The sequence below is a fragment of the Zoogloea sp. genome, assembly GCF_044344315.1.
Classification (GTDB): domain Bacteria; phylum Pseudomonadota; class Gammaproteobacteria; order Burkholderiales; family Rhodocyclaceae; genus Zoogloea.
On the sequence record NZ_JBIJDC010000049.1, the window covers coordinates 1 to 21,199 of the forward strand.

General features: G+C 68.1%; 17 protein-coding genes. 9 read left to right on the forward strand and 8 right to left on the reverse strand.

Annotation, left to right across the window (positions count from 1 at the left end):
- From ACIQ09_RS12010 to ACIQ09_RS12035, 6 genes are all read right to left on the reverse strand, one after another.
- The coding region (locus ACIQ09_RS12010) for a c-type cytochrome (protein WP_398309812.1) at window positions 1-1,460 on the reverse strand (1,460 nt) is incomplete at its 3' end.
- A gap of 13 nt (window positions 1,461-1,473) precedes the next feature.
- Window positions 1,474-2,991: a cytochrome c gene (locus ACIQ09_RS12015; RefSeq protein ID WP_398309815.1), complete on the reverse strand. Its 1,518-nt coding sequence runs from the start codon at window positions 2,989-2,991 to the stop codon at window positions 1,474-1,476.
- A 16-nt stretch (window positions 2,992-3,007) separates the two neighbouring features.
- Window positions 3,008-5,086, reverse strand: a complete 2,079-nt coding sequence (locus ACIQ09_RS12020) for a hypothetical protein (protein WP_398309818.1) — start codon at window positions 5,084-5,086, stop codon at window positions 3,008-3,010.
- A gap of 21 nt (window positions 5,087-5,107) precedes the next feature.
- Entirely contained in the window at window positions 5,108-5,983 is an 876-nt protein-coding gene (locus ACIQ09_RS12025) for a hypothetical protein (RefSeq protein WP_398309821.1), read from the reverse strand.
- Window positions 5,984-5,997: 14 nt separating this feature from the next.
- A complete protein-coding gene (locus ACIQ09_RS12030; RefSeq protein WP_398309824.1) occupies window positions 5,998-8,619 on the reverse strand; it encodes a cytochrome c in 2,622 nt (873 codons plus the stop codon).
- A gap of 159 nt (window positions 8,620-8,778) precedes the next feature.
- Entirely contained in the window at window positions 8,779-9,687 is a 909-nt protein-coding gene (locus ACIQ09_RS12035) for a LysR family transcriptional regulator (protein WP_398309827.1), read from the reverse strand.
- 102 nt (window positions 9,688-9,789) lie between these two features.
- Here ACIQ09_RS12035 and ACIQ09_RS12040 point away from each other — a divergent pair, with 102 nt between their 5' ends.
- The 8 genes from ACIQ09_RS12040 (at window position 9,790) to ACIQ09_RS12075 (ending at window position 15,916) form a co-directional block, all read left to right on the forward strand.
- Window positions 9,790-10,671 carry an SDR family oxidoreductase gene (locus ACIQ09_RS12040; protein WP_398309830.1) on the forward strand — a complete coding sequence of 294 codons (882 nt, stop codon included), beginning with the start codon at window positions 9,790-9,792 and terminating at the stop codon, window positions 10,669-10,671.
- Window positions 10,668-11,483, forward strand: a complete 816-nt coding sequence (locus ACIQ09_RS12045; protein ID WP_398309833.1) for a DODA-type extradiol aromatic ring-opening family dioxygenase — start codon at window positions 10,668-10,670, stop codon at window positions 11,481-11,483. Before ACIQ09_RS12040 ends, ACIQ09_RS12045 begins: the two co-directional genes overlap by 4 nt.
- 2 nt (window positions 11,484-11,485) lie before the next feature.
- On the forward strand, window positions 11,486-12,025 hold the full coding sequence (locus ACIQ09_RS12050; protein ID WP_398309835.1) for a cytochrome b: 540 nt from the start codon (window positions 11,486-11,488) through the stop codon (window positions 12,023-12,025).
- A 23-nt stretch (window positions 12,026-12,048) separates the two neighbouring features.
- Window positions 12,049-12,615, forward strand: coding sequence for a YceI family protein (locus tag ACIQ09_RS12055; protein WP_398309838.1), 567 nt, complete (start codon window positions 12,049-12,051; stop codon window positions 12,613-12,615).
- A gap of 46 nt (window positions 12,616-12,661) precedes the next feature.
- Window positions 12,662-13,228 (forward strand): YceI family protein, encoded by a 567-nt coding sequence (locus ACIQ09_RS12060; RefSeq protein WP_398309841.1) that lies wholly within the window; start codon window positions 12,662-12,664, stop codon window positions 13,226-13,228.
- A gap of 90 nt (window positions 13,229-13,318) precedes the next feature.
- Window positions 13,319-14,092 carry a hypothetical protein gene (locus ACIQ09_RS12065; RefSeq protein WP_398309844.1) on the forward strand — a complete coding sequence of 258 codons (774 nt, stop codon included), beginning with the start codon at window positions 13,319-13,321 and terminating at the stop codon, window positions 14,090-14,092.
- Complete coding sequence (locus ACIQ09_RS12070) at window positions 14,089-14,565, forward strand: type II toxin-antitoxin system VapC family toxin (RefSeq protein WP_398309847.1); 477 nt, start codon at window positions 14,089-14,091, stop codon at window positions 14,563-14,565. Before ACIQ09_RS12065 ends, ACIQ09_RS12070 begins: the two co-directional genes overlap by 4 nt.
- Window positions 14,566-14,818: 253 nt before the next feature.
- Window positions 14,819-15,916 (forward strand): acyltransferase family protein, encoded by a 1,098-nt coding sequence (locus ACIQ09_RS12075; RefSeq protein WP_398309850.1) that lies wholly within the window; start codon window positions 14,819-14,821, stop codon window positions 15,914-15,916.
- Between the two features lie 306 nt (window positions 15,917-16,222).
- On the opposite strand, the gene ACIQ09_RS12080 is transcribed toward ACIQ09_RS12075, so the two are convergent.
- Both ACIQ09_RS12080 and ACIQ09_RS12085 read right to left on the reverse strand, forming a co-directional pair.
- On the reverse strand, window positions 16,223-19,144 hold the full coding sequence (locus ACIQ09_RS12080) for an HD domain-containing phosphohydrolase (RefSeq protein WP_398309853.1): 2,922 nt from the start codon (window positions 19,142-19,144) through the stop codon (window positions 16,223-16,225).
- Between the two features lie 21 nt (window positions 19,145-19,165).
- Window positions 19,166-20,188: an AraC family transcriptional regulator gene (locus ACIQ09_RS12085; protein ID WP_398309856.1), complete on the reverse strand. Its 1,023-nt coding sequence runs from the start codon at window positions 20,186-20,188 to the stop codon at window positions 19,166-19,168.
- A 226-nt stretch (window positions 20,189-20,414) separates the two neighbouring features.
- Here ACIQ09_RS12085 and ACIQ09_RS12090 point away from each other — a divergent pair, with 226 nt between their 5' ends.
- Window positions 20,415-21,179 (forward strand): 3-hydroxyacyl-CoA dehydrogenase, encoded by a 765-nt coding sequence (locus ACIQ09_RS12090; protein WP_398309859.1) that lies wholly within the window; start codon window positions 20,415-20,417, stop codon window positions 21,177-21,179.
- Window positions 21,180-21,199: the final 20 nt, after the last annotated feature.

The following is a 21,199-nucleotide window of genomic DNA, read 5'->3' on the forward strand; positions in this document are numbered from 1 at the left end:
AGCACCTCCTTGTCGGCCGCCGGCAGCCCTGTGCCGAACTCGTGCCCCTGGTTGCCACTGCCCCGCTGGCTCACGTCCATGCGCGTGCCCACCCGCTTCGCTTCGTCCCCATCGGTGACGAAGCCCACCTTCACCGGATCGAACACGTCGTAGCCACGCCAGAACACCCGCGGGCGACGCTCCACCGGCTCGAGCAGATCGCGCAGGGTGGGCACGGCGCCATTGTGGAGATAGGGCGCACGCAGCCAGATGCCGTCGAGGAAGGGGATCTTGTAGCCCGGCAGGTCTTCCTCCACCAGCCCCTTGCGGGTGATGCCCATGCTCGCCGCCACCCGGTTGGCTTCGATGGCCGAGGCCTTGTCCCAGGTGTCGAGACGCCCGGAGTCAGTGCCCACCTCGGCCAGGGGCATTCGCGTGCCGGTACGCGAGCTGGCGTGGCAGGCAGCACAGTGGGCGTCGAACACGGCCTTGCCGGCCGCAGCCCGGGCCGCATCCACCGGGAAGGGATAGGCCGGCGGAGCGAGGGCGCTGAGGAAGTCCTGCAGCCACTTCACCTGGGCCTGGAAGTCCGCCTTGTCGGCAGGCGCGGCGCCAAGCACGCCCAGGGCCGAGTCGATCATCACGGAGTGCACGTCGTGGGTGTCGCCGGCGTAGTTGGGCAGTTGCCCGGTCTCGGCCTTGTACTTGGCCAGATTCCACACGGCGGGGATGTCGGCAGGGCCGAAGCGGTCGTCCATGGGGGCCTTGAGCATGAAGTAGCGGGTCAGGTTCATGCCGTCGTCCCGCCCCCGCCCCCATTCCGGAAAGTCAGGGCGGAAGATCCAGGCAAACTGGGCCTCCCGCTCCAGCAGGCGTTTGCGGGTCACCGGGATGATCACGAAGCGGTAGAGCAGCTGGTCGATCACGTCCAGGTGGGTCACCCGGTTGATCTCGGCCATCAGGATGTCGGCGTTGAAACGCGGGTCACGGGCGCACTCAATGAGCAGGCGGAAGAAGTTCTCGATGTTCACCGTGTGCCCCGGCCCGCCGCTGACGAAGACCGGGTTCGCATCGGCGCTGCGCCGGTAGCTGGCGGTGTGGCAGGCGGCGCAGTTGTTCCCGACCCGGGGAAAGCCGATGGTCTTCTTGGTGAAGCCGACGGGCAGCTCCTGCCCCTGCTCCCAGGCCACGCCCAGGGCGGCGTAGCCCCCCGCCACCTGCTGCCCGTCCTGGCGGAACTTCTCGGGAAAGACGCGGGGCAACACGTAGAAGATCCAATAGGGGATGCCGGCATCGTGTTCGGCGCCGATGGAGCCATAGCGGAAGCGGCTCTCCCCCGACTCGAAGACCCAGGCCGGCTGGGGCTCCTCGCGGAAGCCGCGGCTCCAGCCCAGGTAGGCGCCCGCCACCAGCAACAGGACCAGCGCGGCGAGGGCGGCGCGCAGCCAGATGCGGCGCTGGGGAGAGAGGGGGAAGGACATGGCAGGCTCCCGGTCAGAAGGTCTTCAGGTATTCGACGAGGGCGAGCTTGTCGTCGGCGGAGAGTTCGGTGCCATAGGCCCGCCCTTCGTGACCGCCGTTGCCATTGCCCGGCTCGGTGGTGTCTAGGCGGAACAGGGCGCGCCCCTGGGCCTCGGGCTGATCGGAGACGAAGCCGACCTTGTGAGGGTCGAATACGTCGTTGCCGCGCCAGAACACGGCCGGACGGCGTGCCGCAGGTTCCAGCAGATCACGCAGGCTGGGCACCGAGCCGTTGTGCAGGTAAGGCGCCCGCAGCCAGATGCCGTCCAGGGGCATGTTGGCGTAGCCGTGGGTCTTGCGGAACTGGGTGAAGCGCCAGGGGTAGCCCGCATACAAGGTGGCCTGGTTCACGGCCAGGGTGTAGGTGTAGGAATCCAGGCGGCGGCGGTCGGTGCCGATCTCGGCCAGGGGCGTGACCCGACCCACGTAGGGGCCGCTGAAATCCCGCCCGCTGGCGCCGTGGCAGGCGGCGCAGTACTCGGCGTAGATCGGCGCCCCCCGGGCGGCGAGGGCTGGATCCAGCGGAAAGAACTTGCCGAAGGCTGGCGGCTCCACGTCAAGAATCCACTCCTCCACCCGGCGGATGCGCGGCAGGTCGATGGTGGGCGGGGTGGTGCCGGTGCCGAAGGCGGCGCTCTTGTTGCGCTCGGTCATGTCGGTGTTGTTGCCGTCCCAGTGCAGCTCCATGGCGCGGGGTTCCCGGCGCGGACGCTGCAGCCACAGGGACGGGAAGTCGGCCGGCGCATCGAACTCCTTCGGATCGAGGCGGTGCATCGGAAAGTTGAAGATCACCTTGGCGGAATTGAAGGTATCCACCCGACCCGGCCCCCAGGCCTTCTGCTCGAAAACCCACTCGAAGCGCCCCTTCAGGGCCAGCACCCGGTCGCGCATGATGGAAATGGCCAGCGGATAGACCAGGTAGCGGTCGAGGAGGTCCAGGTCGGCGCCCTGGCGCTGGATCTCGGGGATCAGGTATTCCTTGGAGAAGCGCGGGTCGGCGGCGCAGCGGAAGAAGAACTCCTCGAAGGCCTTCATGTTGAACTGGGCAGCCGGCATGCCCGGCACCAGCACCGGCGGCTGGCCGGCGGCAGTGCGCACGGTGCTGGTGTGGCACACGGCGCAGTTCACGAAGACCCGATCCACCCCCTGGTAGCGCCGCCGCGAGGTGCCCACCGGCAGGTCGCGCAGGCTGCCGTCGGGCCTCTTCTCGTAGAGCATGCCGATGGACTGGTAGCCGGGCCCCGGCAGGTACTGGCTGCACACCTCGGGCAGGGCGCGCCAGATCCAGTAGGGAAAGCCCATCTCGTGCTCGCCGCCGGTGGAGCCGTATTTGAAGTGCTCCACCGGATCGGCGTAGTCCACCGGGATGTCGCCCCCGAAGCGCCCGGCCAGCCACAGCAGGATGGCCGCCGGCAGCAGCACCGTGAAGGCAAACAGAAACAGGAAGCGCCGCTTCCAGGGGGCGGGGGGAATCTCGGCTCGGTGGGGCATGGACGCCTCCTCGGGATCAGCGATCAGGGGCCAGGCACGGGCGTAAGGCCTCGTAGCCCCTGGCCAGCAGGGTTTCGGGATCGGGGTCGCGCCCGCTCTCGGCCTTCAGCATGGCCGCCACGCCGGCCTCCAGGGCGGCCCGTTCGGGGCTCGCCGCCCAGGCCGCAGCATGGCTGCGGAAGGCTGGCAGCAGGGTTTCCGGGGGCATGGGCGTCTTGGCCCGGGCAGCAGGGGGCAGACGGGCCATGGCCAGGCGTACGTAGATGCGCGGCGCGCACTGGCGGATGCGGGTCTCCAGGGCATTGGCCGGCCCGAGCAGGAAGTTGGGCGGAAAAGACTCGGCGCTCAGGTGGCAGGCAGCGCACCAGGCATGGAAACCGGCGAGGGCGGCGGGTACCCCCAGCTGGGCTGACGTACCACCGGCAGGCAGCTCCAACCGGGCCGGGGGCCGGGGCCGGTCCGCCAGGGCAGGCAGCGGATCGCCCAGCGCATCGAGCAGCGCCGCCACCAGGGCGCGGCGCGGCAGGGGCTGTTCATCCAGCAAGCTCGGCACCGCGGCGAGGCGGGAGATGGCCGCGGCCAGGGCCTGGCTGTCGGCCCGCAGGCGGAGGCGCAGCGGACCTTCTCCCCCGCGTAGCCCGCTTGCATCCATGCGCTCCAACACGTCGCCGCCGGCCAGGCGCAGGTCCGGCCGGGCGCTCAGGGCAAAGGGCGCCCGCGGTGGCTCGCCGGCCAGGCTCAGGCCCTGAATGCGCCGGTTGGCCGGGTCCAGGACGAGGCTGGCGCCCCCTGCCCCGCGGCAGCGGGAAGCCCGCGACGCGGGCACCGCTTCACAACTCAGGATGTGCTCGGTGCGCGGCAATGCTGCACCCCGGCGGGCCAGGGCAGCCTGCAGACGCAGCCAGTAGCCATCGGCCACAAACTCGGCCACCCCGGCCACCGCCTCGCGGACGGCCCCCGGCGCATCGGCCCGCCACACCGTATCGGGCGGGCGCGGCAGCAGGGGGTCGAAGGGCGCCGCCACGTGGGAACGGGCGATGCGGGCAGCGGAATCGTCCAGCCCGTCGTCCAGCCCGTCGTCCAGCCCGTCGGCCAGGCCCTGCAGGGGGTTGCGATTGGGCAGGTCGGGGCGCCCCAGGGCCAGCCCACCCGGCCAGCGACGGGCGGCGTTGCGGCGCAGGGTGGCGGCGGCCTCGGGGGCGACGGCGGCGTCGGGCGGCAGGCTCAGCCCGTCGGCCAAGCGCAGGCGCAGGGCCGCCTCGAGAAGCCCGGCGCGGCAGCGCTGCCCGGCCGCCGCCGGGCCACAGCCCTCTTGCCACAGGCGCTGGGTCAGGGCCAGGCGGTTGGCCCGGCGCACCGCGTTGTCGATGGCGTAGGGCATGTCCACCCCGCGGGCCGGGGCGATACCGTAAAAACTGCGCCCCTCCGCCACCAGGCGGGCAGCGATGGCCGGGTTGGCGTTGGTTTCGTCCCACAGGGCGCGGGAGAAGATGGGCGCCGCGTTGTGGTGACAGGCCATGCAGATGTTGCGGTTGGCGTAATACACCTGCGGGTTGCCGCCGGCCCGGTAGTCCTTGACCAGCTGGAACTCGAAACGCCCGGCACCTTCGTTGTAGCTGATGACTTCGAGCACGGCGGATTTCTCCAGGTAGCCGATATACAGCCTGTCCTTGAGCAGCCAGGGCGAGCCGGGAGCCGGCGGCGCATCCACCCCCACCACCACGCGGGGGAAGCGGAAGTAGTCAGGTGCGGCAGCGCTGCGTTGCAGGGAGCGCCCCAGGGGGATCAACACGGCCTTCAACGGCGGCAGGGCGCTGGCCGGGTCGCGGGCCAGTTCGGCATCGATGCGGGCGAGCAGGCGCTCGAAGGGAAAGGGAATGGCGTGGGTACCGCCAGGGGTGGCAAACAGGGCATCGAACAGGGACGCCCCCGCCACGGGCAGGTGTTCGCCAGGCCGGGCCGGGTCGCTCACCCAGGCCGGTCCGGTGGGTGGGTCAGCGGGCAGATGCGTGGACAATTCGGCGGCCCACAGCGGCCCCATCGCGACCAACCCGGCCAGCAACCGGGCCTGCCATGCCAGGCAGCGGCTCATCATGGCGCTCCACCCCGCCGCCCCTCAACCGCCGGCCGCCGCCAGCACCTTGCGGGGCTGGGTGCCGGACCAGCAGTCTTCCTGCACCTGGCCGGTCTTCACGAAGGCGTCGCGCCCCTGCTCGTCCATGGCCTTGTTATAGAGGGTGAAGTTGAGGGCGAAGGCCTTGTCCAGGTAGGCCCGGCCCAGGTAGAAGCCGGGGCGGATCATGCGGATCTCGTCGCGCACCCGCAGGCCGCGGCGGCCGGCCAGGAAGTCGGGGTTCTCCTGGTAGCCGGCGATCTCGTCGGTGAAAAAGTAGTCGATGATGATGGATTCGCGCCGGGCATCGAGCAGGCTCTGCCCGCAGTAGAGCTTGGCCGGGAAGAGCAGCCAGGTCTCCTTGCCCTCGAAGTTCATCTTGGCCGGGTCACCCTTCACCAGGCCCATCTTCTTGAGCAGGGAGAGGTCTTCGATGCGGTTCCGCAGCACCCGCTCATTGCGGTAGAAGACCTTGCCGCGCCACAGGGTCTCGCCCACGTCCTCCAGCACCAGGCCCTTCAGGTGCAGGCCCATGCCGGTGAAGCCGCCGACGATCTCCGACAGGCGGAACTTGCCGGTGCCGCCCCGGGGCAGCAGGATCTTGCCGTCGAAGGCGCCATCGGGGATGGGGCCGGCGGTGAGCCGGGCGTAGATCTGGTCGATCTGTTCCTGGTCGAGGGTGGCCAGCCACTCCGGGGTGATGCGGGCGACCTCGGCGGTGGACAGAGGGTGGGCGTAGTCCACCTGGGCCAGGTCCTGCTTGGAGGCGTAGGCCTTGTCCCAGGGGGCGAAGGCGATGTTGGGCGGGGGCACGTCCTTGCTGCAGGCGGCGAGGCCCAGGGCGGCACACAGGGAGAGGGCAAGGTTGCGGGCAAGCATGGCGGCGGCTCCTCTCACAGGGTGGCAAGGAAGGCGGTGACGGCCTTCTTGTCGGCTTCGGAGAGGTCCTCGCCGAAGCGGTGGCCCTCGTTTTCCACCAGCTGGTCGCAGGTCTGGTAGTGGGCGGCCAGGAAGTCGCGCTTCTCGCGCAGGATCTCCACGAAGCGCGCCGGGTTCTTCAGCACGTCGTCGGCGATGCCCTGCAGGGTGGGGACCAGGTCCTTCTTGCCGGCGGCCTCCAGCCGGGCCGGGTCGCGCTTGGCCAGGAAGAGATCACCGATGAGCTGCTTGTGGAGCAGGCCGTTCAGGAAGCCGGCACTCACGCCCATGGGGATCTTCACCTGGCCGAAGCCGCCCAGGGGCTTTTCGGTCTTGCCTTCGAGGGGGCGGATGCCCAGGTCGATGAGCAGGTCGGCGTTGGTCAGGGTGATCTTGCGGCCCCGCTCACCCGGGTGCAGCAGCTCGTGCATGGAGCGCTTGTAGAGGTCGAAACGCCCCTCCACGCTGGGGTCGTAGCGCAGGCATTCGGGCTGGCTGGCCAGCAGGCGGTTGTCGGCGTCGGCGTAGCGGGCACGGTGGAAGTCGTTGTCCTTGTTGGCGGGCTTGCCGCAGATTTCCGGGCCGATGGCGTTGTTGTGCATGAAGGGCGCGGTGCTCCACACATTCACCAGGGAGATGTTGCGCAGGTAGCCCCGGCCACCGTTCTTGAGGGTCTCGGGCTCGGGGATGTCGGCCACCACGCCGCGGCCACGCATGCTCTCGGCGCCGTACTCCATGTAGAGGTGGCCGGCCATGTGGTTGGAATGGAGGGCCCGGCAACGGAAGGTGCCCACCTCGGTCACCGGCACAGCCTGGTCGTTGCCCAGGAAGTCGGCACGCACCTTGCGCGGGTGGGCCTCGTTGGGGGCGGCAAAGTCGCGGCTCTTGAAGGGGCCACCCTCGGCCTCGGGGATGCTCGAATGGCAGCGGGCGCAGTTGTCGGCAAACACCGCCTGCCCCCGGGCCACGGCACCCTTGCCGAACTCCTTCTCCAGATCGGCCACCAGGTCGGCGCGGGTATAGGCCGCCGCCGGGCTCTTGGCCTTGCGGGCGTTGGCGCGGGCGGCGTGCAGGTCGGTTTCGTCGGATTCGGCCGAGGCGAAGAAGTCGAGGAGGTTCTGCAGGCGGTCTTCCACCGCCCGGAAGCTCGGGCAATCGCGCCGGCACTGGCCCACGTTGAAGGGCGTCTGGCCAAAGCCACGCTGCTCCGGGTCCACCTGGCGCATGTCGGTGAAGTGATTGACCCAGCACTGCTCGGCGCAGGAACCGATGTTGAAATACACCCGCTGGATGGCCTCGTGGGCGCCGGTGGAATCCTCGCCGCCCTTGAGGATGTGATGCACGCCGGGCAGATTGACCTTGGTGCCGCCCAGGAAGACCGGCGTCACGTCGTCGTTGCGGGTGCCGAACTGCCAGCACTTGCCCTGGCGGCCGGGCTCGCACCAGCACTTGGCCTCGTCCTTTTCGGCGCCGCACTGGGCCACCTTGCGCCACTTGCTCACCGCCTCGCCCTTGAACACCGGGCGCTGGGCCACGTTGATCAGCGCGTTGATGGTGCCGGGGTTGTTCACCTGGTCGTGGGAGATGGCCGAGGTGTCGGTGACGCCCGGGCGGGCGTGGGCGAACATCTGGTACTCGAGGGCGGTCTTGTGCATGCCGGAGCCCAGCAGCTCGGACATGCGGGTGTATTGGTTGCCCACCAGGCCCTTGATGTTCTCCCACTTGGGGTGGGCCGGATCAGCCGGCGGGTTGAGGGGGTCGAAGGCGATGTGGCACGAGCCGCAGGAGGTGCCGATCAGGAAGGGCGGCTCGATGGAGGCATCGGCCAGCTTGCTGACCCGGCTGTCGGACTCCAGGCCGGTGACGCTGTCCATCTTGCGGTTGAAGCCGGACCAGCCGGCATTTCCGCCATTCACGGCGGCCCAGCGCGCGGCGTCGAAGCGCGGGTTGGGGAACTTGCGGATGCCCAGGGCACCGGTAGAGGTGCCGAAGTTGAGGTCACAGGCGCTGTGGCGCTGGTCGGCCTTGCCACCCTGGCTGTGGGGGTCGTCCGGGTCGAGGGCAGCGTCCTTCAGGCCGCAGGCCGGGTCCACATAGCCGGCCTTGCCCACATACTTGAGGAGCACGTCGTCACCGGGGCACCAGTCGAAGCCGTAGGTTTCGTCGAGGGACTTGGCCGGGCACCCCTCCGAGCCCGGGGTGCAGCAGGACGGGTCATTGATGATGCCCCAGGCCCAGAAGCGGTCATTGCGCTGGTCGGCCCGCAGCACGCGGAACCAGTCCACCAGCACGCCGACCCGCTGCTGGAAGGTGTAGGTGTGGAAGCGTTCGTTGCCGCCGGTGGCCTTGAACCAGATCAGGCGGCCGACGCATTCGGACTCACTCAACCCCTCCCGGGCACAGGCTTCCCGGTAGGGCAGGTCCTGGTCCTGGATGCCCGGGTCGGGCACCGCAGCCACCGGGGGCGAGGGCGCCACCGGCGCATCGGCCGCGTAAGCCGGTGCTGCAGCCGGTGCTGGCCCATTCTCGGGGCTGAAGGCGAGGTAAGCGGACAGGATCGCAAAAACGGCCAAAACGGCCAGAGCAGTGCGCTTCATGGATGCATCCCCTATTCCGGAAGACTGCATGCCGGCGCCCCCCGCTTCCGTCTGGCGCGTTGCGCGCTCTCGTGGCGAAGGCGGGACTCTCTGTCAGGGCCGGTGATGATGGTGTTATAGCAAAGATCCCCCACCCCGCAATGCAACATGATTGCCCGTTCAGGGCAGACCGGCGTCCCAGTAGGGCGAGGGGCCGATGCGCTCGGCCAGGTAGTCGGCCAGGGCGCGCACCCGGGTCGGCAGGTAGCGGTTGCTGGGAAATACCGCATGGATGCCCAGCTCAGGGCCGGGGAAATCCACCAGCAGCACCTCCAGGAGCCCGGCGCGGATGGCCGGCGCGGCGATGAAGCTGGGCTGGCGGACGATGCCCAGGCCACGCTGGCAGGCATCCACCAGGGCATCGCCGCTGTTGGCCTGCAGCCGGCCCTGAACCGGCACCCACTGCATCTCGCCATCGATCCGGTAAGGCCAGGTGGCGCGGGCGGTGCCGGTATAGCCGAGGCACTGGTGGGCCGCCAGATCGGCGGGGGTCTGCGGCCGGCCATGGCGGGCCAGGTATTCGGGGGAGGCCAGGGTCAGCAGGCGCGAGGTGCTGATGCGCCGGGCCACCTGGGTCGGGTCGAGCTGGGTGGTGATGCGGATGGCCATGTCGAGGCCCGACTCGATGAGATTGACCTGGCGGTCGTTGAAGTCGATGTCCAGGTTCACCCCGGGAAAGGTGGTGATGAAGTCCGCCACCAGGGGCGCCAGGTGGCGAACGCCAAAGCTCACCGGCACGCTGATGCGGATCGGCCCCCGCGGCGTCCGGTCGTCGCCGGACAGGTCGCCCTCGGCGGCGTCCACCAGCGCCAGGATCTCGCGGCAGCGCTCCAGGTAGACCTCGCCTTCGGCAGTGAGCTTGAGACTGCGGGTGCTGCGGGCGATCAGCTTGACGCCCAGATGTGCCTCAAGGGCGGCAATGCTGCGCGTCACCGCCGAACGGGCCAGGCCCAGATGCTCGGCGACGGCGGTGAAACTGCCGGCCTCCGCCACACGGATGAACACCGCCATGCCATCGAGTCGATCCATTGTTTCATATTTGGCAACAAATAATTCCCTATTAAAGGCTATTTCAAGCCGAATCGAAAGCCTAAAGTACGCCCATCGAATTCTTGAACCAGGGAAGCCACCGTGATCCTCGTCACCGGCGCCAACGGCCAGCTTGGCCGGCGCATCGTCCAGCACCTCATCGCCCGCGAGCCCTCGCTGCTCGACGGACGGCTGGGCGTGAGCGTGCGCGACGCGGCCCGGGCCAACGAACTGGCCAGCCGCGGGGTGATCGTCCGGCAGGCCGACTTCGACCAGCCCGACTCCCTGGCCGCCGCCTTTGCCGGCATCCGCCGCCTGGTGCTGGTGTCCACCGACGGCCCCGCGGCTCAGCGCAGTGCCCGGCACCGCCAGGCCATCGATGCGGCCCTCGCGGCTGGCGTCAGCCACATCCTGTACACCAGCTCGCTGGATGCGCATGCCGACAGCCCGAGCGGATTCGCCCGTGCCCACCAGGAAACGGAAGCGGCGCTGGCACACAGCGGTGTGGCCCACACCGTGCTGCGCAACACCCTCTACGCCGACGACCTGCGCCAGCTTGCCGAGCCGGCCCTGGCCCAGGGCGTGCTGCGCCTGCCCGCTGGCACGGGGCGGGTGAGCCTGGTGTCCCGCGACGAACTGGCCCAGGCCATCGCCGCCGCCGCGCTGGCCCCGCGCCTGGACAAGCATATGTATGAACTCACCGGGCAAACCGCCCTGGACTATGCCGACATCGCCGCCCGTATCGCCCGGGTGAGCGGCCGCCCCTTGTCCTACGAGGACGTGTCGGCCGAGGCCTACGCCGGCAGCCTTGTGGCCCAGGGCGTACCCGGCTGGTTCGCCAGCGCGCTGACCGAGCGGTTCGTCAGCGTCGCCGCCGGTCGTCTGGCAGCCACCAGCAGCGATTTCGCTGCGCTGGTGGGCCATCCGCCCAAGTCCCTGGACTGCCTGATCCACGAATACTTCGCCCCGAGGAGCCCCGCATGAGCCCCCGTCACCCTGTTCTCTTCGTCTCCCATGGCGCGCCCGACGTACTGCTCAAACCCGGTGCCAGCGTGGCCCTTTGGCAGCGCCTGGGCGCCGAGTTGCCCCGCCCCCGGGCCATCCTGGTGATCTCGGCCCACTGGGCCGCCCGCGAGCCGACCGTCAGCACCGCCGCAAGCCCCGACACCATCCATGACTTCGGCGGCTTCCCCGACGCGCTCTACGCCATGGAATACCCCGCGCCCGGCGCCCCGGCCCTTGCCGCCCGGGTGCGCGAGCTCCTGGCCGCGGCGGCCCTGCCCTGCGCCGAGACGCCCGACCGGGGCCTGGACCACGGCGCCTGGATTCCCCTCAAGGCCATGTATCCGCAGGCCGACATCCCGGTGGTGCAGCTCGCCCTGCAGCCCTCTGCCGGCACAGACTGGCACCGGCGCATCGGCGCCGCCCTGCGCCCCCTGCGGGACGAGGGCGTGCTTATCCTCGCCTCCGGCGCGGTCACCCACAACTTCGGCTGGCTCACCTGGGGCGAGAACAGCAAACCCGTGGAAGCCGCCCAGGCCTTTGCCGCCTGGCTGGGCGAGGCCCTGGCCCGGGACGACCGACCGGCCCTGCTCGACTACCGACGCCAGTCCGCCCACGGTGCCGCCGCCCACCCCAGCGAGGAACACCTGCTACCCCTGTTCTCGGCCCTGGGCGCCGCCACCCCCGGCGAAATACCCCTACACCTGGAACCGGAATACACCTACGGCGGTCTGGCCATGGACGCCTATCTCTGGCAGGACGCCAGTCCCGCCCCCTTCAACCCGGAGCACTGAACATGAACTTCCCGACACCGCGCTACACCGGGCCCGCCATCGCCGCCCATTGGGTGATCGCCGCCCTGATCCTGGTGGCCTTCCCCCTGGGCGTTTACATGCACGAGCTGCCCCTGTCGCCCACCAAGCTCAAGCTCTACTCGTATCACAAGTGGATCGGCATCACCGTGCTGCTGCTCTTCGTGCCGCGCATCCTGTGGCGCATCACCCACCGGCCGCCGGCCCCGCTGCCCATGCCCGCCTGGCAACACCGCATCGCCGAGGGCACCCACCACCTGCTCTACCTGCTGATGTTCCTGGTGCCCCTGTCGGGCTGGCTGATGAGCTCGGCCAAGGGCTTCCAGGTGGTGTACTTCGGCGTGCTGCCCCTGCCCGACCTGGTGGGCAAGAGCGAAGATCTGGGCGACCTGCTCAAAGGCGTCCACGAAGCCCTCAACTTCGGCCTGCTGGCGCTGGTCGGCCTGCACGTGGCCGGTGCCCTCAAGCACGTGATCATCGACCGGGACGGCACCCTGCGCCGCATGCTGCCCTTCGGCAAATGAACGAACAACTCCAAGGAAAAATCATGAAGATCCGCACCCTCACCCTGACCGCCGCCCTGCTGCTGGCCGGCACCGCCCACGCCGTCGAGTTCAACCAGGTGGATGCCGGCAAGAGCAGCCTGGCCTTCTCGTCCAAGCAGATGGGCGTGCCCGTCCCGGGCAACTTCAAGCGCTTCACCAGCCAGATCGCCTTCGACCCGGCCAAGCCCACTGCCGCCAGCACCACCCTGGAGATCGACCTGGCCAGCATCGATGCCGGCTCCAAGGACGCCAACGACGAGGTGGTGGGCAAGCAGTGGTTCAACGTCAAGGCCTTCCCCACCGCCAAGTTCGTGTCCACCGGGGTCAAGGCCCTGGGCGGCAACCGCTACGAAGCCCTCGGCAAGATGACCATCAAGGGCCAGACCCGCGACGTGGTCGCCCCCTTCACCTTCAAGCAGGAAGGCGCCAGCGGCGTCTTCGACGGTGGCTTCGTGCTCAAGCGCATGGACTACAACATCGGCGAAGGCCCCTGGGCCGACGTGTCCGCCGTCGCCAACGAGATCGAGATCAAGTTCCACGTGGTAGCCAACGCCGCCGCCAAGAAGTAAGCCCGCCTCAACCCCAATAACCAAACCCAGTAAAACGGAGAACAGCATGAAGAAACTCATCACCCTGGCCATCGCAGCCACCCTGTCCACCGCCGCCTTCGCCGCCCCGGAGACCTACACCATCGAAGGCACCCATACCTTCCCGCGCTTCGAGTACAGCCACTTCGGCTACTCCCTGCAGCAGTCCCGCTTCGACAAGACCACCGGCAGCATCACCCTCGACAAGGCCGCCCGGACCGGCTCCGTGGACGTCACCATCGACACCACCTCGGTGAACACCGGCTACCCCCTGTTCAACCAGCACATCCAGGGCGAAGACTTCTTCGACACCGCCAAGTACCCCACCATCACCTACAAGTCCACCAAGGTGAACTTCGACGGCGACAAGCCCGCCACCATCGAAGGCAACCTGACCGTCAAGGGCATCACCAAGCCCGTCACCCTGACCGTCACGTCCTTCCACTGCATGCCCCACCCCATGCTCAAGAAGGACGCCTGCGGCGCCAACGCCACCGCCACCATCAAGCGCAGCGAATTCAACGCCGGCAAGTACGCCCCCTACGTGGGCGACGACGTAAAGCTGACCATCGCAGTGGAAGCGTACAAGCCGTAAGTCAGGCTCCATCCAACCTCCCGCGCGTTCTGTGCGGGAGGCAGTCTTCTCAAGGGTTACTTTAGATGCCGTTACTCGTAAAATGACCCTATGGAAGCACAACGCATCACCCTGGCACTTGAAGATCATTCGGGAGGTTACGAAACCACCCCGGAGCGTGTTCGCCTAGCCGATCTGGCCCGGTTTGCCGAAGACGTGCAGACCTTCCTGAGGGGAGAAGCCAAAGAGATCGACACGCAGAACCTGGAAGTCGCGATCTGCAAAGGCTCTCTCGCCATCCAGACCACGCCCATCATGGTAGCTCCACGGCTGTTTGCCGACCTCCAGGCAATGTTGGAGGGCCAGCTGCTGGACAGCCTCGACGCCAAGAGAAAAGAAGTCGTGGAGCGCTGGCAAAAGGCGGCCCGCCAGACTCAAGGGGTCGCCTACACGATTTCAGCCCCCTTCATGCAAAGCCCTGTCGTGGTCAGCGCTGACTCCGACTATCGGGGTGACGATGCCGACCAGTGGGTGCAGGTGGAGCGCTATGTGCGTGGCGAGATTCAGGATCTGGGGGGTGTCACCAAGGCCAACGCTCACATTCGACTGCCTGACGGTTCCACGCTGCGCATCACTACCGAGAAGGGCTTGCTGCGCGAAGACAAGGTGAACCGGCTCTACAAGATGGCCATGTTGCGCATCACCGCCGAATACAACGTGCTGACCCGTGAGCTACGCAATGCCCGCCTGCTGGAGTTCGTTGAGCACAGCAACCAAGTAGACGAAGCCGACCTGGAACGCCTGACCCGGCGCGGCGCAAGTGCCTGGAAGGACGTGGGCAGCCCCACCATCTGGGTCGATGAATTGCGGGGAGGGGAGCATTGAACAGCGTCCTGCTGGACACCAGCTTCCTGATCACTTTGGCCGATCCCGCCAGACCGCAGCACGCAGCCGCTCAGCAGTATTTCCGTGAATGCGTGCATCGGCAGATACCGATGTACCTGTCGACCATCGTGATCTCGGAATTTCAGGTAAAGCAAGCCATCAACGACCTCCCATTGCGCAATCTGGTCGTGCTGCCCTTCAATGTCGACCACGCCATGCGTTGCGGTCTTCTGATCCGGCAATTGTCGCGCGATCCCACCGATGATCGTGTGCGCGTAAAGGATGATTTCAAGATCATCGCCCAGTGCGAATGTGAAGGCATCAGCCACTTACTGAGTGAGGACGAAAGCACCTTGGTCAAATACCTGGGGCGCGCTCAGCCCCACGGCCAACTTGTCACCCGATCGGTACTTCTCAAGCCCGGCTTTGACGCGTCGTGGTTCGAGAATGGTCAGTATCGACTCGCTGACTAGAGCCCTCTTTCAGTCCCCGCTCATTTTGTCGGCGCTCGCACGGTAAGGCCGTGTTTGGCACCAGGTGAATCGCGCCAAACTCAGCGTTTTTCCCCCCCTTCCGCAGAATTTAAGCAATACCCGGTCATCTTTCACCGGGTGTCAGGCGTTGTGCACTGCACACTGTCACCACCGGGGCGGGCCCATGGTCTGCCCCGGTGCTTTTTTGATGCCCGGTTTCACCTTGCCGTCCATGCCCAAACAAACAACAAGAATGCCCGCCATCGATGCGCTGAAGGCCTTTGCCTGCCTCGCCATCGTCATGCATCACCTGGCCTTCTACGGCCCCATGAGCGATGTCGCCCGCCCTTTGATGCCAACGCTGGTGCAATGGCTCGATGAATACGCCCGGATGGCCGTGCAGATCTTCCTGGTCGTTTCCGGTTTCCTGTTCGCAGCCAAGTTTGCACCGGCGGGCCTGCCGGTGAAGCTGTCACCGCTGCCGGTGCTGCTCCAGCGCTACACTCGCCTGGTGGTGCCCTACTCCGCGGCCCTGCTGCTGGCCGTGGCCTGTTCGGCGGTGGCCAGCGTGTGGATGGAGCATGAATCCATCTCGGCAGCCCCGGATCTGGGGCAACTGCTGGCCCACGTGCTGCTGCTCCACGACCTGTTGGACCAGGAGGCCCTGTCCGCCGGCGTCTGGTATGTGGCCATCGACTTCCAGCTCTTTGCCCTGGCCATCCTGTTGCTGTGGCTGCCCTCGCGTCTGGCCGAACGGCAACCGGCGCTGGCCGTCGTGGCCCCGCTGCTGATCGCGCTGCTGACCCTGGCCTCCCTGTTCGGCTTCAACCGGGACGCCTACTGGGACGAGACGGCCCTGTACTTTTTTGGCGCCTTCGGCCTGGGCATCCTGGCTTGGTGGGCAAGCAGCCAGCCCCGCGCCGGGCGTTGGCTGGCCCTGCTGACGGCCGTCGCCGTGGCCGCGCTGGTGGTGGATTTCCGCGCCCGCATCGCCGTTGCCACGGGCGTCATGCTGTTTCTCGGCCTGGCCCGTCAGCACGGCTTCCTGAACACCCTGCCGGTCCCTGCGGCGGTGGTGCACCTGAGCCGGATCTCCTACTCGGTGTTCCTGGTGCACTTCCCCCTCTGCCTTTTGGTGAACATGCTGGTCAGCGTCGCCTTCCCGGCCAACCCGGTGATCAACGCCATGGGGATGGTGCTGGCGGTGGTGGTGAGCGTTATCGGCGGGCACCAGTTTCATTACCGGGTGGAGAGCTACCCTTTCCGTACCCGCACCCGGCTGCTGTTTCCGGCGGGTGTGGTGGCCGGAGGCTGGCTGACGGCACTGGCGGCGGCCAACCTGGCAGGCTGAGCGGGCTCAAAGCGATACCAAGGGCGGCTGCGGCCGCCCTTTTTTGTGTTTGCGTCTCGGTGAGCAGAACGAACCATGAGGTTGAATTCACCCGGTTTTACCCCGTTTGACGCGTCGTCTGCTGGTCGATGCGGCGGGGCGATGGGTAGGGGCGACTTCAGTCGCCCATCCGCGCGCCAATCCCGGGCCCGCCCTTGATCAAAGTCCGCGGGCGACTGAAGTCGCCCCCACAGTCCCTCCGGCCGCCGTCAGCACCTGCCATGACGCCCTTCAAACTCACCCATCAGGTGATCCGACCGAGGGACTTCAGGCCCCTGCCTGGGCCAGCATGGCCGCAACGTCCACCTCATCCACACAGGCCCGGGCCATGAAACGGTCGGCGTAGCGGCGGTACACCCCGGACTGCAGGAACAGGGCGAACAGATCGGGGTCGATGTGCCCGGCGTCGCGCATGCGGGCCATGATGCCGACGGCTTCGGACAGGCTTTTGCCCTTCTTGTAGGGGCGGTCGACGGCGGTGAGGGCTTCGAAGATGTCGGCGATGGCCATCATGCGGGCCATCGGGCTCATCTGCTCGCGGGTCAGGCCGCGGGGGTAGCCGCTGCCGTCCATCTTCTCGTGGTGACCACCGGCGATCTCCGGTACTGCCCGGAGATGGCGCGGGAAGGGCAGCTCGGAGAGCATGCGGATGGTCTGCACGATGTGCTCGTTGATCTTGAAGCGGTCCTCCTCGGTGAGGGTGCCCCGGTCGATGCACAGGTTGGTCAGCTCCCCCCGGTTGTAGAGCAGCTCCGGTACCTTGAGGCGGAAGCCCCAGGGGTTGTCGGCGGGGATGGCGTCCTCGAGACTGCGCGGGATGCGGTGCTCGGGCTTGTCGTCGATCAAGGCCTCGCGCACCGGCAGGGCCGGGCCGGGGCCCATGCGGCGCAGGACTTCGGCGGACACGCCGAGGCGGTCGTCCAGGGTGCGCAGCCAGGTGCGCGCGGCAATGCGCTGCAGGCGCACCACGTCGGCCGGGTCCATGGCCTCGCCACCGGCATTGCAGGCAGCCACAAAGGCGAACTCCGCGTCGAGGGCGGCGAGGCTTGCCGCCAGGGTGGCCTGCTCGGTGCCGGGGTCAGCCCCCCCGGCCACGGCCTGCCAGCAGGCGATCTCCGCGTCGCGCTTGAGCACCTCGAAGCGCATGCGGATCTCGTGGATGCGGTCGTGGATGGCTTCCAGCTTGGTGGCCTTGTCCACCACATACTCCGGGGTAGTGACCTTGCCGCAGTCGTGCAGCCAGGCGGCGATGTGCACGGCCTCCCAGTCTTCGTCGTCCAGGCTGAAGTTGCGGTAAGGCCCGTCGGTGGCGTCACAGGCGGCGCGGGCGAGCATCTTGGTGAGCTCCGGCACCCGGGCGCAGTGGCCGCCGGTGTAGGGGCTCTTGGCGTCGATGGCGCCGGCGATGAGCTGGATGAAGGCCTCGAAGAGCTGCTTCTGGGCACGGATCAGGGAGCGGGTTTCCACCGACACCGCCGCCGATCCCGACAGGGCCTCGACGAAATGCACCAGGTCCCGGTCGGGGGCCTCGTCGAACCACAGCACCAGCAGGCCCACCCGGTCGTGCTTGCGGTCGAGCAGGGGCACCGCCAGATAGGCCATGGTGCTGGCGCCCAGGGTGGCGAACAGCCCCGTGCCACCGATGTCCCCCACCGAACGCCCGACGCCGGAGCGCTCGCCCTCGGGCACCAGGCTGGCCATGGCCGGCCCGGGTGGCGCGTCGGCCAGGGGCAGGCTGTGCCCGGCGGCATCCCGCACGCTGGCCGCGTCCAGGCCGTCACCGTCGTCCCGGGCCAGGTAGAGCACGCCGGCACGGGCCCCCACCACGCCCACCGTCTCGTCCACCAGGCGCGGCAGCAGGCGCTCGAAGTCCGGCTCTTCGGCCATCACCGAGGCAATGTCGAGGAAGCGCCGTACCGAGCCCTTCATGGAGGCCAGATCCCGGGCCAGATCATCCACTTCGCGCACCACCGAGCGGGTCACCACCTCGCCGGCAAAGTCGAAGCGCCGGATCGCCGCGGCTTCGCGGGCCAGTTCGCGGATCGGCCGCGACACCAGCCGGGCCGCCCCGTAGGTGAAGGGCAGCGCCAGCAGGATCACCAGCAGGGTCACCAGAATGGCCCGATCGCGGATGTTGCGGGCGTCGGTGAGCAGCTCGTCATCGGGGATGGCCACCCCCAGGTAGAGGGCCTGCCCGCCCCGCACCGGCAGGCTGGCCACAGCGCCATGCCAGCTGCGCCCGGCGCCGTCGAAGGCGGCCAGGGTCTGGTCTTCCCGGACTCCGGCCTGGGGCGCCTGACGCGCCAGGGCCGCCACGCCGCCGTGGGCCAGCCCGGACAGGCGGGGCCGCTCGATCTGGCCACCCGCCGCCTCGGGCTGCAGCCAGCCGGGCTCGGAGCAGGCCACCACCCGCTGGGCCGCATCGAAGAGCACCAGCTGCGAGCCCGGCGTGATGCGCTGGCGGCGCAGGGTTTCGTCGAGGGTGGCGAGGCGGATGTCGGCCCCCACCACGGCCCGGCCGCCGGCCACCCGGTGGGCCACGGTCACGCCCAGGCGGCGGGTGGAGGCGAACAGGTAGGGCTCCGTCTGCACCGGGTCGCCCCTGCCCTGGGCCTGCACGTACCAGCTGCGTTTACGCGGGTCATAAAGGGTCGGGTAGTCGGGCCGCGGGTCGGCGCGGAGTTCATGCAGATCGGCGTCCAGGTGGATGAACTGCCCCTCCTGCCCGGCAATGCTCTGGATCAGGTAGGCGGCGCCGGCAGGGGCCCCCACCAGGCGCCGGTCAGCGTCGTCGACCAGACGCATCAGCATGAAGAAATCCCCCGTGGCGTAGCCGACGTAATAGGCCGACACCGACGGGGTGGCGCGCAGGGCCTCACGCAACACCGCCAGCCCGGCGCGGCGCTCGGGGAGGCTGGCAGCCTGGCTCACGGCGTTCAGGGCCAGCAGGCGCACGCTCGCCTCAACCGGCCCCAGCAGGCTCTCCGTTTCGGCCACGGTCTGGCGGGAGATACGGGTCAGCAGGTCGCCGCCGGCCCGTTCGAGCATCTCTGCGCTGCGAAAGTACGAGAACGCGGCGATGCTGCCACCGGCCAGCAACACCAGCAGGAAAAACAGGGTCGAGATGTGGACGTGGAGCGGAAAGCGGAAATGGCGCGATGACGGATCTTCAGGGATGTCGGCGGCCATGGGTGCAGTCCTTTCCGGTGTCTATTGCTCGGTCAGGGCGCGCCGGTATTCCCCTGGCCGGGCACCGGTCCACTTCTTGAACGCCCGATGGAAGGCGCTGGCCTCGGCAAAGCCGAGATCGAGGGCGATGTCGAGCACCGACTTGTCGGAATGGCTGAGCTGGCTGATGGCCAGGTCGCGGCGCAGGTCATCCTTGATCGACTGGTATGACTGGCCCTCGTCGATCAGGTGGCGGCGCAGGGTGGAGGCTGAAAAGTGCAGTTGCTGGGCCAGGGTCTCGAAGTCGGGCCAGGTGTCCGGCGGGATGTGCCGCAACTGGCGTCGGATGCGCGCGACCAGGCCATCGCTGTTGCGGTACTTGACCAGGAAGTTGGCCGGCGCGCTGCGCAGGAAGACTTTCATGGTGCGCTCGTTCTGCACGTTGGCCATGTCGAGAAACTCGGCCGGGAAGACGATTTCGGTTTCGGCTTCGCCAAAGCGCAGATCCGGGGAGAACAGCACCTGCCACTCGGGGCTGAAATCCGGTTCGGGGCAGCGGAAGCTGGCATGACTCAGGGGAATGCGCCGGCCGATCAGCCAGCAGGCCAGCCCGTGAATCATGATCAAAAAAGTGCCGTAGGAAAACGCCCGGCGCGGCGCGCCCTGCCGCTCTGCCAGCACCACCCGGGCGGTATCGCCGTCGCGCACCAGCACACCCTCGAAATCGTCAAGTACCAGGCGGAAGAAACGCAGCGCCCGGCGCAGGGCCCGCTCCAGGGACACGCAGTGGATCACGCTGTGGCACAACAGGGTGAAGCTGCCGGCCTTCATGCGGTGGCTGTCCATGCCAAAGAACTCGTCATCCATGGCCTGGGCCACCCGGTGCCAGAGCATGCCAAAGTGGGCCGACGAGACCCGCGCCTGGGGTGCGTTGAGGAGCTCCGGCGAGATGCCCGCATGCTCCAGCAGCGCCTCCGCGTCGAGCCCGCGCTCCCGCACGCCCACCAGCGCCTCACGGACAAAACGGATGGAGATGGTGCCCTTGTCGGGCGTGGGCTCGCTCATCGGGGCATTCATGGAGGCAGGAGGGGAGATGCCATGGGGGACGGGCATTGCGACGCTGCGCCGCAACATGAAATGACAGACTTTCGCATTCCCTTGGTATGGCAAATTCTACCATCCACAATGAGCGTTTTAGGCATGGAGCGCCGTGGCGCTTGTCCCTAGACTGCGCCCCACGTCGCGCATCGCGCGGATGTCCCATCAGCCAGAAAAAAGAGGAGAGAAACACATGGAGATCAACAACAACGTATTCGTGGTGACCGGCGGCGGTTCGGGCCTGGGTGCTGCAACGGCGCGCATGATCGTCGCCCGTGGCGGCAAGGTGGTGCTGGCCGATGTGAACAAGGAGGCCGGCGAGGCCCTGGCCGCCGAACTGGGTGCCAATGCCCGCTTCGTCGCCACCGACGTGACCGGCGAGGAGAGCGCCAAGGACGCCTTTGCCGCGGCCGTCGAGCTGGGCACCCTGCGCGGCCTGGTGAACTGTGCCGGCGTGGCGCCGGCCGAAAAGGTGGTCGGCCGCGATGGCGCGCACAAGCTGGAGAGCTTTGCCCGCACCATCAACATCAACCTGGTGGGCAGCTTCAACATGATCCGCCTGGCCGCCGAGATCATGAGCAAGAACGAAGCCGATGCCGGCGGCGAGCGCGGCGTGATCGTCAGCACCGCCTCGGTGGCGGCCTTTGACGGCCAGCTCGGCCAGGCCGGCTATGCCGCCTCCAAGGGCGGCGTGGTGGCCATGACCCTGCCCATCGCCCGCGAGCTGTGCCGCTCCGGCATCCGCGTGATGACCATCGCCCCGGGCATCATGGAAACCCCGATGCTGCTGGGCATGCCCGCCGACGTGCAGGACGCCCTCGGCAAGATGGTTCCCTTCCCCTCGCGCATGGGCAAGCCGGCCGAATACGCCGCACTGGTCGAGCACATCTTCAGCAACAGCTACCTGAACGGCGAGGTGATCCGCCTCGACGGCGCCATCCGCATGGCCGCCAAGTAAGCTGCCGGCCCCTCCCCCGC

Excerpts from the sequence above, each read along its gene's own strand:
- ACIQ09_RS12015 (WP_398309815.1), bottom strand. The coding sequence starts at position 2,991 with ATGCCCCACCGAGCCGAGATTCCCCCCGCCCCCTGGAAGCGGCGCTTC.
- ACIQ09_RS12020 (WP_398309818.1), bottom strand. The coding sequence starts at position 5,086 with ATGATGAGCCGCTGCCTGGCATGGCAGGCCCGGTTGCTGGCCGGGTTG.
- ACIQ09_RS12025 (WP_398309821.1), bottom strand. The coding sequence starts at position 5,983 with ATGCTTGCCCGCAACCTTGCCCTCTCCCTGTGTGCCGCCCTGGGCCTC.
- ACIQ09_RS12030 (WP_398309824.1), bottom strand. The coding sequence starts at position 8,619 with ATGAAGCGCACTGCTCTGGCCGTTTTGGCCGTTTTTGCGATCCTGTCC.
- ACIQ09_RS12035 (WP_398309827.1), bottom strand. The coding sequence starts at position 9,687 with ATGGATCGACTCGATGGCATGGCGGTGTTCATCCGTGTGGCGGAGGCC.
- ACIQ09_RS12045 (WP_398309833.1), top strand. The coding sequence starts at position 10,668 with ATGAGCCCCCGTCACCCTGTTCTCTTCGTCTCCCATGGCGCGCCCGAC.
- ACIQ09_RS12050 (WP_398309835.1), top strand. The coding sequence starts at position 11,486 with ATGAACTTCCCGACACCGCGCTACACCGGGCCCGCCATCGCCGCCCAT.
- ACIQ09_RS12055 (WP_398309838.1), top strand. The coding sequence starts at position 12,049 with ATGAAGATCCGCACCCTCACCCTGACCGCCGCCCTGCTGCTGGCCGGC.
- ACIQ09_RS12060 (WP_398309841.1), top strand. The coding sequence starts at position 12,662 with ATGAAGAAACTCATCACCCTGGCCATCGCAGCCACCCTGTCCACCGCC.
- ACIQ09_RS12065 (WP_398309844.1), top strand. The coding sequence starts at position 13,319 with ATGGAAGCACAACGCATCACCCTGGCACTTGAAGATCATTCGGGAGGT.
- ACIQ09_RS12075 (WP_398309850.1), top strand. The coding sequence starts at position 14,819 with ATGCCCGCCATCGATGCGCTGAAGGCCTTTGCCTGCCTCGCCATCGTC.
- ACIQ09_RS12080 (WP_398309853.1), bottom strand. The coding sequence starts at position 19,144 with ATGGCCGCCGACATCCCTGAAGATCCGTCATCGCGCCATTTCCGCTTT.
- ACIQ09_RS12085 (WP_398309856.1), bottom strand. The coding sequence starts at position 20,188 with ATGAGCGAGCCCACGCCCGACAAGGGCACCATCTCCATCCGTTTTGTC.
- ACIQ09_RS12090 (WP_398309859.1), top strand. The coding sequence starts at position 20,415 with ATGGAGATCAACAACAACGTATTCGTGGTGACCGGCGGCGGTTCGGGC.